General features: G+C 59.0%; 14 protein-coding genes. 8 read left to right on the forward strand and 6 right to left on the reverse strand.

The features are described 5' to 3' along the window. Positions 1–596 precede the first annotated feature (596 nt). Positions 597–1,553 (reverse strand): LysR substrate-binding domain-containing protein, encoded by a 957-nt coding sequence (locus tag RLEG4DRAFT_RS06470; RefSeq protein ID WP_245277934.1) that lies wholly within the window; start codon positions 1,551–1,553, stop codon positions 597–599. Between the two features lie 18 nt (positions 1,554–1,571). Here RLEG4DRAFT_RS06470 and RLEG4DRAFT_RS06475 point away from each other — a divergent pair, with 18 nt between their 5' ends. The 6 genes from RLEG4DRAFT_RS06475 to RLEG4DRAFT_RS06500 all read left to right on the forward strand — a co-directional run bounded on the left by RLEG4DRAFT_RS06475 (position 1,572) and on the right by RLEG4DRAFT_RS06500 (position 7,517). Continuing rightward, positions 1,572–2,783 (forward strand): four-carbon acid sugar kinase family protein, encoded by a 1,212-nt coding sequence (locus RLEG4DRAFT_RS06475; RefSeq protein ID WP_003576230.1) that lies wholly within the window; start codon positions 1,572–1,574, stop codon positions 2,781–2,783. Beyond that, a complete protein-coding gene (pdxA, locus tag RLEG4DRAFT_RS06480) occupies positions 2,780–3,754 on the forward strand; it encodes a 4-hydroxythreonine-4-phosphate dehydrogenase PdxA (protein ID WP_003576232.1) in 975 nt (324 codons plus the stop codon). The genes RLEG4DRAFT_RS06475 and pdxA overlap by 4 nt, the downstream gene beginning before the upstream one ends. Positions 3,755–3,765: 11 nt before the next feature. Next, positions 3,766–4,494 carry a hypothetical protein gene (locus RLEG4DRAFT_RS06485; protein ID WP_003576234.1) on the forward strand — a complete coding sequence of 243 codons (729 nt, stop codon included), beginning with the start codon at positions 3,766–3,768 and terminating at the stop codon, positions 4,492–4,494. 77 nt (positions 4,495–4,571) lie between these two features. Then, positions 4,572–5,750, forward strand: coding sequence for a DSD1 family PLP-dependent enzyme (locus RLEG4DRAFT_RS06490; RefSeq protein WP_003576236.1), 1,179 nt, complete (start codon positions 4,572–4,574; stop codon positions 5,748–5,750). Next, positions 5,750–6,175 carry a RidA family protein gene (locus RLEG4DRAFT_RS06495; RefSeq protein ID WP_003576238.1) on the forward strand — a complete coding sequence of 142 codons (426 nt, stop codon included), beginning with the start codon at positions 5,750–5,752 and terminating at the stop codon, positions 6,173–6,175. The genes RLEG4DRAFT_RS06490 and RLEG4DRAFT_RS06495 overlap by 1 nt, the downstream gene beginning before the upstream one ends. 19 nt (positions 6,176–6,194) lie before the next feature. Beyond that, a complete protein-coding gene (locus tag RLEG4DRAFT_RS06500; RefSeq protein ID WP_003576239.1) occupies positions 6,195–7,517 on the forward strand; it encodes an NAD(P)/FAD-dependent oxidoreductase in 1,323 nt (440 codons plus the stop codon). A 37-nt stretch (positions 7,518–7,554) separates the two neighbouring features. Here RLEG4DRAFT_RS06500 and RLEG4DRAFT_RS06505 read toward each other — a convergent pair whose 3' ends face one another. From RLEG4DRAFT_RS06505 to RLEG4DRAFT_RS06525, 5 genes are all read right to left on the reverse strand, one after another. Continuing rightward, positions 7,555–8,829: an NAD(P)/FAD-dependent oxidoreductase gene (locus RLEG4DRAFT_RS06505; RefSeq protein WP_003576241.1), complete on the reverse strand. Its 1,275-nt coding sequence runs from the start codon at positions 8,827–8,829 to the stop codon at positions 7,555–7,557. Between the two features lie 66 nt (positions 8,830–8,895). After that, the gene (locus tag RLEG4DRAFT_RS06510; protein ID WP_003576243.1) at positions 8,896–9,372 is read right to left on the reverse strand and encodes an Lrp/AsnC family transcriptional regulator; all 477 of its coding nucleotides are present in this window, start codon (positions 9,370–9,372) and stop codon (positions 8,896–8,898) included. 64 nt (positions 9,373–9,436) lie between these two features. Continuing rightward, on the reverse strand, positions 9,437–10,765 hold the full coding sequence (locus tag RLEG4DRAFT_RS06515; RefSeq protein ID WP_003576245.1) for an aspartate aminotransferase family protein: 1,329 nt from the start codon (positions 10,763–10,765) through the stop codon (positions 9,437–9,439). Between the two features lie 103 nt (positions 10,766–10,868). Next, positions 10,869–11,966, reverse strand: a complete 1,098-nt coding sequence (locus tag RLEG4DRAFT_RS06520) for a phosphotransferase enzyme family protein (protein WP_003576246.1) — start codon at positions 11,964–11,966, stop codon at positions 10,869–10,871. A 313-nt stretch (positions 11,967–12,279) separates the two neighbouring features. Next, entirely contained in the window at positions 12,280–12,948 is a 669-nt protein-coding gene (locus RLEG4DRAFT_RS06525; protein WP_003576248.1) for a haloacid dehalogenase type II, read from the reverse strand. Positions 12,949–13,499: 551 nt separating this feature from the next. Between RLEG4DRAFT_RS06525 and RLEG4DRAFT_RS06530 the strand changes: the two genes are divergently transcribed. Next, a complete protein-coding gene (locus tag RLEG4DRAFT_RS06530; RefSeq protein ID WP_003576250.1) occupies positions 13,500–14,492 on the forward strand; it encodes an ornithine cyclodeaminase family protein in 993 nt (330 codons plus the stop codon). Then, positions 14,492–15,469, forward strand: coding sequence for a threonine/serine dehydratase (locus RLEG4DRAFT_RS06535; RefSeq protein ID WP_171898184.1), 978 nt, complete (start codon positions 14,492–14,494; stop codon positions 15,467–15,469). Before RLEG4DRAFT_RS06530 ends, RLEG4DRAFT_RS06535 begins: the two co-directional genes overlap by 1 nt. The last annotated feature ends 148 nt before the right edge of the window (positions 15,470–15,617 follow it).

Consider the following 15,617-nt stretch of genomic DNA (forward strand, 5'->3'; position numbering starts at 1 on the left):
GCCGATCCGCTGTGCCTGCCGTCGACTTGGAGCCTGAACATGACCTTCAACGCCATCGCTATTGCCGCCATTGCCCTCCGCCCCCACGCTTCGGTGTTGGCTGTTGGACGCCGATCTCGCGCGAGAGCTGGAGCGCGGCCACCGAGATCGGTTCTCCTGCTTCGCGCAGGACCTCCAAGACGGCTTGGCGCTTGTTTATGCCATTCATGGCCGCCTTTACCTGGGACGACGACGGCTTTGCCTTACGAGGCCGATCACCCCGACCTGACCCAGGCTGTGACGATGCCTGGAAGTCTGGCTCATAGCTCAGGATCACGCGCTCCAGCGCTCTCACCAATTCCTGAATGTCGACCCGCTCCCTTTCAAGCTGCTGCAGCCTGTCAATCAAGGCCGCTCGCTTCTGCTTCAACTCGTACGCTACACTCATTCGAGGCTGCGTTTTCACCGGAACCGGGTAGTCGGGGTGCCGTTTCAGGTCTCGTGGTTTTTGCTACCTAATGCCGCGGTTTCGGCTGCGATGTCCGTCATGTCCTCCACTAGCCCATTGTCTCACTAGCGGAGCACCAGCCCCAAGGTGCTGACCAAGGCTAGGCGCTTCAGGGACCAAACTGCCGTCGAAGCCAGGAGAGGAAATTTCGTTTTCTGGCATCGCCTTCGAAGGGAAGACGGCTCAACAGGATGTAGCTGTAGCCATTGCCGGAGAATCCCCGCGGCGCCACAAGTTGCCCGCTTCCCACAGCATCGGCTACCAATGGCTCTGGACCGATCGCAGCACCTAACCCAGCGATTGCAGCCTCGATGCTCAGATAGAAATGTTCGAATACCTGGCTGCCGGGCGGATTTGGATCTGCGATCTCGTTGTCCGAGACGAACCGCGTCCACGCATCTCGACGTGTGGCCGAATGGATGCGAGGCAAGGAGAGAATATCGCTGCCTGAAGCCAACAGGCGTGGCGCGCATACGGGGCCGACACGTTCTTCTACCACCGTTTCCATAAACAATTCCGGCGACCAGCTAAAGTCGCTTCTCCTGAGCGCCAGATCAATATGGCTCCTCTCGAAGCTCACAGGGCCACCAGCGGCCAACACATGAACCTCAATGTCCGGATGAAGCGCGTTAAATTGCGGAAGACGCGGGATCAGCCAGCGCTGCGTGAATGTCGGTTCACATGAAAGCACCAGAGGCGCCGAGCCACCCCCTTTTATTTGGTCGCAACAATCGCTGATCTGGCGGAACACCTCGCTCATCGTAACAAGCAGGCGCCGCCCCGCGTCGGTCAGGAAAACGGCCCGGTTTCTTCGTTCAAAGAGGGTCACGCCCAGATCTTCCTCAAGCAAGCGGATTTGTTTGCTGACGGCACTGTGCGTGACATACAATTCATCGCCCGCACGTCCGAAATTCAAATGGCGTGCTGCCGATTCAAATGCTCTCAGTGCGGATAAAGAAGGAAATCGTGCGGCCATATCTGTGAGGTAAAGTGACAGGTTTCTGTCAGAATTGATCGTTTTTTCGGCAAAAGCAATAGCGCTAATATCCTCGTCGTAACATTTCAAACCGACAGGACGGCGATTTTGAAGGTAGGAATCCTAGCCGATGATTTGACGAGTGCCACGGATGGCGCCGGGCCATTCGTGAGCATGGGGCACAGATGCCTTGTCTTTACCGACTACCGGCGATCGACGCCTGAAAACGTCGCGATCATCTCTGTCAACAAGGCAAGTCGCGCCGCATCCGTTGAGGACGCTGTCGATCGGGCGACGCAGGCGGCAAAAAGCCTGGCCTCCGCAGATATTCTTTACAATACGGTGGATTCCACCATTCGCGGCCACGTTGCGGCCGAAGTAATTGCCGCACTCGGGGCTTCCGGTCGGGATATTGCCATCCTCGCTCCTGCTTTCCCCGCAGGTGGACGAACCACTGAAGGAGGGCGCCAGCTTCTTCGTGGTGTGCCGTTGGAGGAAACCGAGTTTGCAAAGGACCCGCTCCACCCCATAACGGACTCGCGTCTTCGCGCTCTGTTTCGGGATATCTCGGAGGCGGAAATCCGTCATCTTGGGCTTGCCGAAGTTCGAGCATTGAAGTCTGGCGAAGTTGGCGCCGATGACAGGAAAGTGTTGATCGCCGATGCAACAATGCAGGACGACCTGGCCCGACTGGTGAAATCGGCGGCGGATCCGAAATCCATCCTTTGGTGCGGATCTCCGGGTCTAGCGATCGCGCTGGCGGATCATGTCGGCCACGCCGATGTGACCGCATCACCGACTGCCGCGGGGTCTCTCAATCTCTTTGTCATCGGTAGCGTCAACCCTCTGAGCCGTGAGCAATGCCTGAGGCTGATGAGCCCCGGCAACGTCCGGCAGATCATCGTCGACGCCGAGGAGGCGTCTCGCTCTCCCGTTCTCGCGGCAGAAAGCGCCGTTGCGCAATATAACCAATCCGGATCCAGCGGAGATGTTATTCTGACCACGTCTGACGGAGGCACGTCTGCCGATCCTCGGTGCATCGCAATCGCACTTGGCCAGGCTGTCCGCGCGGTTATGGAGCGTTGCCCGGTAACCGGACTTTTCCTGACTGGTGGGGACACCGCCGAATCCGTCTTGACCGAACTTGGGATCGGTTCTGTGGATCTTCTCGGCGAGATCGAGCCCGGGATTCCGGTCGGCCGCACGACGGGATCGTACCCCCTTCACATCATCACAAAGGCGGGCGGCTTTGGCTCGTCCAATATCCTTCTGAGATCAGCCGATCTGCTTCGGGGCCTCTGGCTAGGAGATAAGAAATGAAGAAGCCTGTTGGAATAACGATGGGCGATCCCTGTGGGATCGGTCCGGAAATCATCGCACGCGTTTTCGCGGACGGACTGCCGGAGCAAGCGGTGGTGATCGGTGACGCCAAGGTGATGGAACGCACCGTCCGTGCCCTCGGTCTTCCTCTCCAGGTGCAGCCCATCGCGTCGGTCGATGACGCGGTCCCAGACGCGAAACTCATAGCCGTTCTCAACGTCTCGGATCTGCCGGACGATTTGCCGATCGGTCGGGTGGACGCTCGCGCCGGGCGCGCCAGCTACAATTATGTCGTGAGAGCGATCGACGAAGCGCTGGCAGGCAACATCGGAGCAATCGTTACCGCCCCGATCAACAAGGAAGCGATGAAAAAGGGCGGGCTCAATTATCCCGGCCACACTGAAATTCTTGCAGAACGGTCGGGAACCGACAAGTTCGCGATGATGCTGGCAAACGACGAGCTGCGTGTGATCCTGGTCACGATCCACGTCTCGTTGCGCGACGCGATCGACCTCGTGACGCAGGATTCCGTGCTCAGAACGATCGAATTGGCGCACCGGGCGGGCAAAGCTTATGGCATTGCTTCGCCCCGCATTGCCGTCGCCGGCCTCAATCCCCATGCCGGTGAAAACGGCATGTTCGGACGCGAAGATCTCGACATTATCGCGCCGGCGATCGGCCGAGCTCAGGAGCATGGAATAAACGCTTCGGGCCCCTGGCCCGGAGATACGATTTTCATGCGGGCCCGCAAGGGTGAGTTCGATATTGTCGTCGCGCAGTATCACGACCAGGGCCTCATTCCGGTCAAGTATCTCGGCATCGACAACGGCGTCAACGTCACCATCGGCTTGCCCTTCATCCGTACCAGCGTCGATCACGGAACCGCATTCGACATCGCGGGCCACGGTACGGCCGACCATTCCTCTCTTCGCTACGCATTCGATCAGGCACTGCGTCTCAACGCAATCTAGGAGCGCTTTCGATGCCCCAGACTTCTCCGGACTTCATATTCATGCTGACTAACCAGGACCGCACCGTGGCCGATGCGGCTGAGCGCCTCAAGGACGTGCTTGCCGCCGGCATCTGTCATGTGGGGTTCAAGGATATTGGCCTGCCCTTCGATAAACTATTGAGCCTTGCTTCAGCAATCAAGACGGCGGGTGCCACGCTTTACCTCGAAGTAGTCAGCCTCGATGAGGAGAGCGAGCGACGATCCGCGCAGGCCGCGGTCGACCTTGGCGTTGACATCTTGATGGGTGGAACCCGACCGCACGTCGTTTTGCCGCTTATAGAAAACAGGAACATCGGCTACTACCCCTTCCCCGGCAAGATCGTCGGTCATCCAAGCAAGCTCGAAGGAACGATCGAGACGATCGTGGAGAGTGCCCGTCAATTGACGGCGATCGACGGCGTGAGCGGTCTTGATCTGCTTGCTTATCGCTTCGATGGCGATGTTGAAGAGTTGATGACGCGCGTGTGCGGGTCCGTTGACAAGCCTGTGGTGGTTGCCGGATCGATCGACAGCGTTCAAAGGATGGCGGCCGTCGTGCGATCCGGCGCGGCAGGGTTTACCATCGGAACAGCAGCTTTCAACGGCGCGTTTTCCGGCAGTTCCGATTTGCGATTGGAGATCGAGAAGGAGATCGACGTGCTCGAGCGGATTCAGGCTGATGTGGGTGATATTGCGCTGTCAGCATTAAGCTCAAACTGAATCTAACCTTCACCGGACATTAATTGCTAACTTTACGATTTAGAGACAAGGTGAATTTCGAATTGGAGACCAGACAGATGGATCTAACGACGTTCAACCCCTCCACTCGCTTGGCAGCAACGACCACTCTTGCGACGCTGGAAACGCCCTGTCTCGTTTTGGACGCCGACCGGATGGACCGGAATATCACGCGGCTCAGGAAACGGCTGGATGGCCTGGGCGTGTCGCTACGACCGCATCTGAAGACCGCGAAGTCGATTGACGCGGCGCGGCGGGTCATGAGTGCCCCCGAGGGGCCGGCGACGGTCTCTACGCTGAAGGAAGCCGAGCAGTTTGCGGCCAATGGTGTTCGCGACATGATCTATGCGGTCGGCATCGCCCCGGCAAAGCTCGCACGTGTCGTCGAACTGCGCGCCATGGGCATCGATCTCGTGGTGGTACTGGATACCGTCGAGCAGGCGCAGGCGGTTGCCGAGGCATCCCGAAACGCCGCAATGCGGATCCCAGCCTTGATCGAGATCGATTGCGATGGCCACCGTTCGGGTGTTGTGCCTGCTAATCACACGGAGTTGCTGGAGATCGGCCAGATCTTGGCGGCCGGTGCCGAGCTGCGTGGTGTTTTGACCCATGCCGGCGACAGCTACAAGGGTGGGGGCGTCGAGGCGCAGCAGCGCTATGCGGAAGCGGAGCGATTGGCCGTTGTGGAAGCTGCGCAGCTTCTTCGCAGTGCGAGCCTGGCGTGCCCAGTCGTCAGCGTCGGTTCGACGCCAACGGCCCATCATGCGAAGGATCTAACGGGGGTGACCGAAGTCCGCGCCGGCGTGTTCGTGTTCTTCGATCTGGTGATGGCAGGGATCGGAATTTGCCAGGTCGACGACATCGCCCTCAGCGTGCTCGCGACAGTTATCGGACACCAGCGCGAGAAGGGCTGGATCATAACCGATGGCGGGTGGATGTCGCTGTCGCGGGACCGTGGCACCAGCAAGCAAACCGTCGATCAGGGCTATGGGCTCGTCTGTGACATCGACGGCAATGCCTATCGTGACATCATCGTTGCCGATGCGAACCAGGAGCATGGAATTATCGCCGTGAGGCCCGGGTCGGACGCGCGCCTGCCTGATCTGGCGGTCGGAGACCGGGTGCGGATCCTGCCAAACCATGCATGTGCGACCGCTGCTCAGCACGAAGCCTATCATGTGGTCCGCGGTCGCTCGCATGCCGTCGAGGCTCGCTGGCAACGCTTCGGAGGCTGGTGATGTCCAACTTCATAACCGTAAATACCAGTCGCGCGCCCAGCCCTGCAGGTCACTATGTGCAGGCAAAGCTGGCGGGTCAGCATCTCTATATTTCCGGGCAGCTCCCTATCCGGCCGGCTGGTGAGCCGCTTGCTGACGACAGTTTCGAGTCGCAGGCGGGCCAGGCCATCGACAACATGCTGGCGGTTCTGAAAGCCGCAGGCGGAACCCCAGCCGATCTCGTCAGGGTAACGGCCTATATCGTCGGCGTGAGCAATTGGCCCCGCTTCAACCAAGTCTATGCAGGACGGCTAGGGGATGCGCGTCCGGCGCGAACCGTCGTTCCGGTGCCCGAACTCCACTACGGTTATCTCGTTGAAGTCGACGCGATCGCCGTACTCGAAAAAAATCCTTCGGCCCAACGGGCGGAAAACAATTCCGACTAATCAATTCAGGTCAGGCTCGATGTCACCACTCCTCAAGCCCATACAGAGCGATCAAGAGCTTCCCGCTAAGGCGGACGTCGTCGTCATCGGCGGCGGCATTGTCGGCGCGTCGGCGGCGTTTTCACTCGCAGAGCGGGGGCTCTCCGTTGCTTTGGTGGAAAAGGGCTATGTCGGCGGTGAGCAGTCCAGCCGAAACTGGGGTTGGTGCCGCCGACAGAACCGGGATGCGCGCGAGCTGCCGCTCTCGGGAATCTCCATGCAGCTGTGGGACCAGATCGCCGCCAAAATCGACGACGACGTCGGCTTCCGCCGATGCGGTCTGTTCTATGCGACAGATAATCCCCAGCAGCTGGCGGAATGGGAGCAATGGCTTGATGTTGCCCGGCAATTCAACGTCAATACGAAGATGTTAAGCGCCCGGGAAGCGCATGACAAAATCCCGGCGCACGGCCGCCGGTGGCTGGGCGGGGTCCATTCGATCGATGATGGCAAAGGCGAGCCGGCCATTGCCGCGCCAACAATCGCGAACGGCGCCCGCAAATTCGGAGCAACGATCCACCAGGAATGTGCCGCACGAGGCCTTGATATCGTCAACGGTGCGGTTGCCGGGGTGATCACGGAAAAAGGGATTATCAGGTCGCAGGCCGTTCTGAACGCCGGCGGTGCGTGGACATCCTTGTTCTGCCGCCAGTACGGCGTTCAATTCCCGCAGGCAAGCGTGCGCCAGACCGCAATTCGTACGCGACCCACGACCAATCTCGGCGAAGCGATCTATACGCCGGAGTGCTCGCTGACCCGAAGGTTGGATGGCAGTTACACGCTTGCCGTCAGCGGCAGAGCGACGCTGGATATAACGCCACAAGGCGTCCGCTACGCGCGCTGGTTCATGCCGATGTTTCTGAAGCGACTGAAAGCGGTCCAGATCGGCATGGGCAGATCCATGTTCCATGGACCGGAAGCGCTGGCCAGGTGGAACAAGGATGCGCTTTCGCCTTTCGAGCGGATCCGTGTTCTCGACCCAAGACCGAGCCGCCGGACGATCGCGGCTATTCTAAAGGGCGTCACCGAGCAGTTCCCGGCGCTTAAGGGCATCGAGATCGCCGATAGTTGGGGCGCTTATGTAGATTGCACACCGGACGCGGTACCGGTCATTTCGGCGTGCGATCATGTGAAAGGCCTCTATTTGGCCGCTGGCGGCTCCGGCCATGGCTTCGGCATCGGCCCTGGCATCGGTCGCCTAGCCGCTGACCTGGTTGCTAACGATAAGCCTTGCGTTGATCCCACGCCCTTCCGCCTGTCGCGCTTCTTTGACGGCTCCAGAGTCGAGGTAGGCGCGCTCTGATCGTGCTGGAAGGCCCGGTATTTCCGACAAGAAGTTCCTAACCGACGCTGTCCAGCATCTTGTAATACATGCCGACCAGCGGCAGGAACCAAGGCGTTCCGAAGTGCCCCGGGACGGCCGGCCATTCGAGCCCCTTCATCGGGTTTCGGTCCGGCCGGCCGAGGATCGTGTCGGCGATCACCATTCCCAGATGGGTCGAAAGCTGGGCGCCATGGCCAGAATAGCCCATCGCGTACCAGACGCCGTCATGACAGCCTGCGCGCGGGAACCGGTCCTTGGTTATGTCGACGAGGCCCCCCCAGCAATAATCGATCTCGACATTGGCGAGCTGCGGGAAGATCTCTGCGAGGCTTGCCTTCAGGATCGCTCCGACTTTAGCGTCCGAGCGATGGTCGGAGGTTGCCGAGAAGCGGGCACGGCCGCCGAAGATCAGCCTGTTGTCGGGCGAGAGCCGGAAATAGTTGCCGATATTCTTAGACGTGACGCAGGTGCGGTTGCCGGGCATCGTCGCCGCGATCTCCGCTTCTGTCAGCGGCCGCGTGGCAATGATGAAGCTGCCTACCGCAATGATCCGGCGCCGGAAATAACCGAAGGTCGCAGGCGTATAGGCGCCTGTGGCAACAAGCACCGCATCGGCGGTGACGCTGCCGCGGCCCGTCTTCAGATGATGGCGGGAGCCCACCAGGCGATGTTCGGTGACGGCCGCATTCTCGAAGATTGTCGCGCCGTGACGCCTGGCTGCCTCGGCGAGGCCGACGACATAGCGGCCCATATCCATCATCGCGCTCTTCTTCGAGAGCATCGCGCCGAAAAACGGCGAGCCGATTTCCTGCTTCAGTTCGTCTGCGCTCAGCAATGCCGTGTCGGGATCGACCTCGGCGTGCACGGCTTCGAAGTTGCGGGCGATCGCCTGGAAGTGCTGTGGTTTCGAGGCGAGCTTCAGCTTACCGGAGCGACGGAAGCTGCACTCGATCCCCTCCTCTCCGATCAAACGCTCGATCGTGTCGATCGAGTCATCGAGCGCCTGGTAAAGCGAGATCGCCCGCTCCTTGCCGAGCTCAGCCTTTGCCGCCAGATAGCTATGCGCAAGCCCATTGTTCAAGTGACCACCATTGCGGCCGGAGGCGCCCGAGCCCACCGTCTCCGCCTCCAGCACGACGACTTTGGCGCCCGCCTTTGCGAGCTGGCGGGCGGCAGCGAGACCGGTGAACCCGCCACCGACGACTGCGATGTCGTGGTGGCCATCGACTAGCCCCTCCGCGGCCCCGGCAAAAGACGGGGCAGCGTCGTGCCAGTAGGACAAGAATTTCATGGCGGTGCGCCTTCTCTCTAGAGATCGGATCGCCCGTCGGAGAAGGGGCGAGGATTGAATCAGAGCCTATGGCTGAAATAGCTTCGTTAGCGGCATATGCATCTTGCGGATCGGCGATTTCAGCACGACGAAGCTGAAATACTTGTCGATACCGACGTCCAACTCGATCAGCCGCTCCAGGATCTCCTGATATTCGCCGATCCCGGTGGTTACGAATTTCAAGAGATAGTCGTAGCCGCCCGAGATCACATGGCACTCGATGAGTTGCTCGATTTTTTCTATGGCAGCGAGGAAGCGTGCAAAATCGGTCTGCCGGTGGTTCTTCAGTGTCACCTCGGTGAAGACGGTTAGTGCCTGCCCCAACTTGGCGACATTGATCTGCGCCGTATAGCCCTCGATGTAGCCCTCCGACTGCAGCTTCTTGAGGCGCATGAGGCAGGGGCTCGGCGATAGGTTGACCACCTCCGCCAGCTCCACATTTGTCATTCGGCCATTCTGCTGCAAGACGTGCAGGATCTTGATGTCGATCCGATCGAGTTTCATGGACTTAGCTTTCGCTGATGAAAAAGGCGCGAGTCTCTTCGGCTGCCGAGGCAGCCGACTACACCTACGGGACGGCTTTCCTGAGCGCGCATTCCATGGCTTCGAGGAACCGATCCACATGCTCCGCCTGGCAAATCAGTGGGGGCCGAACTTTCAGCGTATCCTCGTTGGCGCCAGTCGTGCTGATAAGAACACCATCGTCACGCATCAGGTTTACAATCTCCAATGCCATGGCACGCCGGCTGGCCTCCCCCGTTCCATCCAGCCCGATGTCGATGCCGAAGAACAGACCTGCATTTCGAATGCCGCGGATACCGTCATGCAGCTTGGCTAGATGCTCCAAGCCCATTTTCAGGCGTTCACCCATGGCATGCGCATGCTCGGGGATGCGATCTCTGTGCAAAATGGTCAGGACGGCGTCGGCGGCCGCGATTCCGACGGTATTGCCGCCGAAGGTGTTCGAGTATCGGGCAGTTGCGCCAAAGCGATCCATCGGTGCCTTGCGGCCAACGACGGCGCCGATCGGAAATCCATTGCCCATAGGCTTACCGAGAGTGACGAGGTCAGGCACAACTTCGTGACGCTCAAATCCCCACATATGTGTGCCCGTCCGTCCAAATCCTGGCTGAACTTCATCAGCAATCACGAGGCCACCCGCCTCCCGCACGGCTTTGACTCCACCGGCTATGAAGCCGGGAGGGTCAACCCAGACGCCGTCGCTGGAGAAAATCGTGTCGACGAGGAGGGCCGCGACGCCAATCCCACGCCGGTTCAAATCGACGATTGCGGCACGAACCTGCTCTTCAAAGAATGCCGCAGCCTGCCGCTCAGCTATGCCTGAGGGCCCGTGCAGCGACACCATGCGCACGGCAGGGCTAAGCTTGACGGCATCGCCCAGATTGGGCGAAACCATTGCCGTGGCCGAACTGGTGCCGTGATAGGCATGGGAAGAAACAATCACGCCCTCGCTGCCGCTGGTAAGCCGGGCAATCCTGAGCGCCAGATCGTTCGATTCGCTACCCGTGCAAGTAAAGACAACTCGGTTCAGTTCCTCGGGAAAAGTGGCCACGAGCCGTTCGGCATAGTCGACCAGCCTCGGTTCCAGATAGCGCGTGTTTGCGCTAATTCGGCCGGCTTGTTCTGCCATGGCAGCGTTGATCTCGGGGTGACAATGGCCGAGAGAGGGCACGTTGTTATAAAAATCCAGATAGGGACGGCCATCCGGATCGAAGAGCCACATGCCCTCGCCCCGGACGAAATGAACCGGCCGGCGGTATTGAAGCCTGTAGGAGGCTCCCAGCACGCTGTCGCGCCGGGCGATCAGCTCAGATTCTCGGGCGGGAATTGCGGCTCCCCCGGGGGTAAAGCGGTTGGGCATGAGATCGGTGGACATAGCTTTGATCCTGCTTAGGTTTTCATCCGCGACGAAGGTCGCGATTTACCGGAGTGATTGCCGAGCGAGTGATGCGACGTTTGAGTGCGTCCAAAACGCCGGCCTAAAGTCCTGCGCGACGCACAACAGTCTCGGCCTCCCCCAGGCTTAACGCCGATAGGATAGAAAGCCCGCGTTCTGCCCTGGCCACGTTTTTCTTGATATATGCTGCCTCGGCCGGAAACAGCTGGGCTCGCCAGTAGTTGATGAGGACGAGGGCGCTTTGGCGCGCCTTTATCAATCCGACCAGCAGTTTTATCTCAAGCGTAGTAAGCGGAGTCACCGAAGCATACCCGGCGATGAGATTTTCTGAGCCGCCGAGAGCCGAAGATGGGTCGGTTACCAAGTGGCTTGCAGCAACCACGAGATCCTGAATCCGAGGACCCCAGCAGCCGTCGCCGAAATCGATGAACGCGATATCCCGACCGGTCAGGAGCGTGTTGAAAGGACTGGGGTCATTGTGCGTGACCTGCCATGCTACCTCGCGCAGTTGCGGCGCGATAAGCTCGACATAGTTGCTCATGGCAAGACGTACGGATTCTGCCATAGGTCGTGAAGGCAGATGCTCCTCCAGTTCCATTAGCCTCGGCCAGCATCCGACATGCCAAAGTACCGGGCGGTGGATGGCGGGCAGCTTCAGCGCCCCGAGCGCCAAACTGAGCCTGCCAAGCGCCTGGCCGACCCGGTAAAGGACATCAGGAGTTGCGTTCGCCTGGTGCAGAGGCACCCCCGAAAGTCGAGTCTGCAGATAGCCGCAAATCTCCTCCTCTTCGAACATCGGCGTACCGCCGCCGGTACGCACCAGATGAGGGGCTGCGAAACCGGAGGCGCCTTCCAGCCCTGCAAGGGCCGCAACCTGGAAGCGGAAACTGTCTCGTCCTTCCGGCCGCGCTGACGTTTTGAGGATCAACCGATCGCCGCTCGACAGCGTGACCTCCGCGGTACACTCCACTTCCGAGGACAGAACCTTGACCGTTCCCGTCAGACCGTAGTGGCGCAATAGCAGCTCACTGGACGCCCGCGCCTCGGCGGGGCTCGGCTTAGTCGCCATAACAGCGGCCGCCGCCCTGAAATATGCTTCGGTGAAAGGCTCGCCCACCGACTGGTTGCCGCCGAGATGCCCCGCACCGTCGTCTGGAACCGCATCGTTACAAGCACTCACGATTGAGACCCTCGCACTGTTTAGAGCCGGACTGCATGCTCATCCGAAAATGATCGTCGGGATGGCATCCAGTCCGCTGCGGCCAACCTCCCTTGAGGCTGGCGATTGCTACTGGAGGCGCTGGAACCACTGTCCCCCGCCTTCAGCACGAATGTCCGGGCCCCGGCTTTTGAAGTTACCTCGCCCGTGCCTGGATCCATGATCGCGCCGCCGAATACGGCGGCACTGCAATGCCCTCGGCCCCCTACCCTCCGGTCAACCCAAGTTCGCTGTCGGGCCGGTGAAGAGAGATTTTCAGATGTGTCGGGCTTCCTTAAAGCCCGACAACGCCGGGCAGTTCCGAGATGCCGGCGATCTCGGTGTAGCCGTAATAGGGATTGGCCGGCTCGTGACCGCGATTGACCCAGACCTTGTTTTTGATCCCGAGGTCATGTGCGGACATCAGATCGTAACGGAACGATGAGGAGCAATGAAGTATGTCCTCCGGGCCGCAGCCAAGCATATCGAGCATGTATTCGAAGGCCCGGAAGTGCGGCTTGTAAGCCTGAGCCTGTTCGGCGGTGTAGACAGCGTAGAAAGGCGCGCCGAGCCTCTCGACGTTGGACATGATCTGCGAGTTCATCGCGTTTGACAGGATGACCAGCGGAATTTCCTTGGCCACCTTGGCAAGACCGGCCGGAACGTCGGGATGCGGCCCCCAGGTGGGGACGCGTTCGTAAACCATCTGCGCGTCTTCGTCCTTGAACTGGATGCCGTTGCGTTTGCAGGTCCTCACCAATGCGTTATGGACCACCTCCGCATAGGGCTTCCAGTCGGCCATGACTTCATCGAGTCGGTACGCAGAGAAGTCGGCGATGAACTGCAGCATTTTCTGCTCACTCATGCGCTCGCCGTAAAGATCGCGTGCCGCGTCCGCCATCTGAAAGTTGATCAGCGTGCCATGGCAGTCGAAGGTGATGTATTTCGGGCGGAAAGTGGTCATGCGCTTCGTCCTTGCTTTGCGGGGAGTTGTTTAAGTCATGACCAATCATAGGCCGCAGCCCGCATCTGAATTGCCCGGAGATTGCGGAAGATCAGCACAAAATGCTGGAGGGAAACATGATTTACTCTTGTGAGTGCTGGATCACAGCGATCCGCGGTCGGCAGGCCGGGCGCGCCTAGACAGATACTGCCGGTCAGCGCGCCATGCCGAAAACGGAAGCGCAACTTGCGGACTATGGGGGCTTGCGTCGATTTCACGTCGCAGAAAGGATGGAAAACTCGTTATTCGGCATCGTACGCGACAGCGAGTAAGATCGACTGGATCAACTCCCAATCCTTCGCCGATGTCAGCATTGGATAGTTCCAACATGCCGCCCAAGCTCCGAAAGGCGCTGCCGGTACTCCCTGCCAAAATCGCGATGCAACACGAAACAATCTGCTTGGAGCCCGACGAATACGGCCCATAGACTCACAGCGGGCCTAATATGATCAGTGCAAGCCAGCTCGTGATGCGCCGATGCATCCGACTGAATTGAAATAGAGAGGTCACGCATGAAAACGCTGCTGCTCAACAAGAATGACGTCGGACGGCTTATCGGCATGACGGAAGTCATCGGCGCGGTCGAAGAGGCTTATAAGGCCTTCAGCAGCGACCAAGTGGAACAGCCCGATTATATCGGGATTCATCTCCCCTCGTTGCGTGGAGAGATCGACTTCAAGCTTGGCTATCATAAAGCCGCTGAAATCATCTCTATGAAAGCACATTCCGGAGGGTTCACCAACAATCCGGCAGAACATGGCGTGCCGAATAGCATGGGAACCATCCTCCTGTTTGATGCCAGGAGCTGTGCGTTGATTTGTATCATGGATGGAAGCTTGATCACTGGCCTCAGAACCGGGGCGGCGGGAGCCGTCTCCGTCAAGGCACTGGCGAGAAAGAACGCGCGCACGATCGCGTCGATCGGCACAGGCAATCAGGCGAGAATGCAAATTCGGGCGATCAACAAGATCATGAAGATCGAAGAGATCCACGCCTGGGACAGCACCTCCGAAACAAGCTCCAAATATAAGGAGGACATCGAGCGCGAATTCGGCATTCCCGTCACCGTCGCAAGCTCGAAGAAGGAGGCGGTCGCGCGGGCCGACATCTTGATCACTACGACCCGAGGGAAAGGGTCGCTTGTGGAAGCGAAGTGGGTAAAACCCGGTACGCACATCGTTGCAATCGGCACGGATCAGCGCGGCAAACAGGAGCTGGATCCGGAGCTTTTCCGAAACGCCAAGATCGTCGTCGACGCGCTTTCACAATGCACGGAAAAGGGCGAGACCTGGCACCCGCTGGATAAAAACATCATTGCCATGGACGACATCCACGGCGAGATCGGCGAGGTATTGTTGGGGAGGAAGCCGGGACGGGAAAGTGATGACGAAATCACGATTTTCGACTCCACGGGGATGGCCATACAAGACAATACGACCGCCAGCAAAATTTATCGCAACGCCATTGCGAACAATGTCGGCACTTTCTTTCAATTTTTTGAGTGATGACCATGCGCAACTATCCCACCATTCAGGACATCCGTGAAGCTCAGCAACGGCTAAAGCCGCACGTCAGACATACGCCGCTATTGCGTGCAGACAAAATCGAGAAAGCGGCTGGTTGTCAGCTCTACCTCAAGCCGGAAACCCTCCAGATTACCGGCGCATTCAAGATCCGCGGCGCCCTGAACAAGGCTCTGTCGCTCTCCCGAGAAGAGATCGCAAACGGGTTCATCGCGACCTCGTCGGGGAACCACGCCCAGGCGCTTGCTTACGCAGCCAAGATGCTCGGCGTAAGGGTGATATTGGTGCTGCCGGTCACCACACCAAAAATCAAGATCGCCAATACAGAAGCCCTTGGCGCTGAAGTCATTCTTTTTGATGGTGACAATGCTGCTAGATGGAGAAAAGTCTACGAGATCGCTGAAGGAAAAAATTATGCGGTCATCCACGGCTTCGAGGACCCCGTCGTAATGGCTGGTCAGGGAACGATCGGGTGTGAGATCCTCGAAGACCTGCACGACGTAAACACGGTCATCGTTCCCGTGGGCGGCGGAGGACTAATCTCCGGAATCGCTACCGCCATAAAGGAAACGAAGCCATCGGTTCGCGTTATCGGGGCGGAGCCTGCCTTGACACCGAAGTATTTTCACAGCCGGAGAAACAAGGAGCGCACATCGCTTCCGTTAAAGAACACCATCGCGGATGGTTTGAGGTTAAGCGTTCCGGGTCAAAATCCGTACCCGATTATCGAAAAATATGTCGACGAGATTGTTCTTGTTGAAGACGAACACATCATTGCCGGAATGCGTGCCCTCGCCAAGGATGCGAAACTGATCGCGGAACCAGCCGCCTCCATCGGAATAGGGGCCCTGTTGGCAGGCAGCATAGACGTCAAGCCAGATGAGAAAGTGTGTGCGGTCTTGTCCGGCGGGAACTGGGATCTGAGCGACCTTGCCGAGATTTACAATTTGGCGCCGTGATTCGGTCTCAGCTTCGGTCAGTACACCACCCTGACGCCGTTCGACGTCTGCGATTCTCATATCCTCTCTCACAAATGCAAACAGTTCCGACCGCAGGCGGATCGGGATTTCATTCGGCAGGGAGGAGAGATCATAGCCATTCAGGGAG

Source organism: Rhizobium leguminosarum bv. trifolii WSM2297, assembly GCF_000271845.1.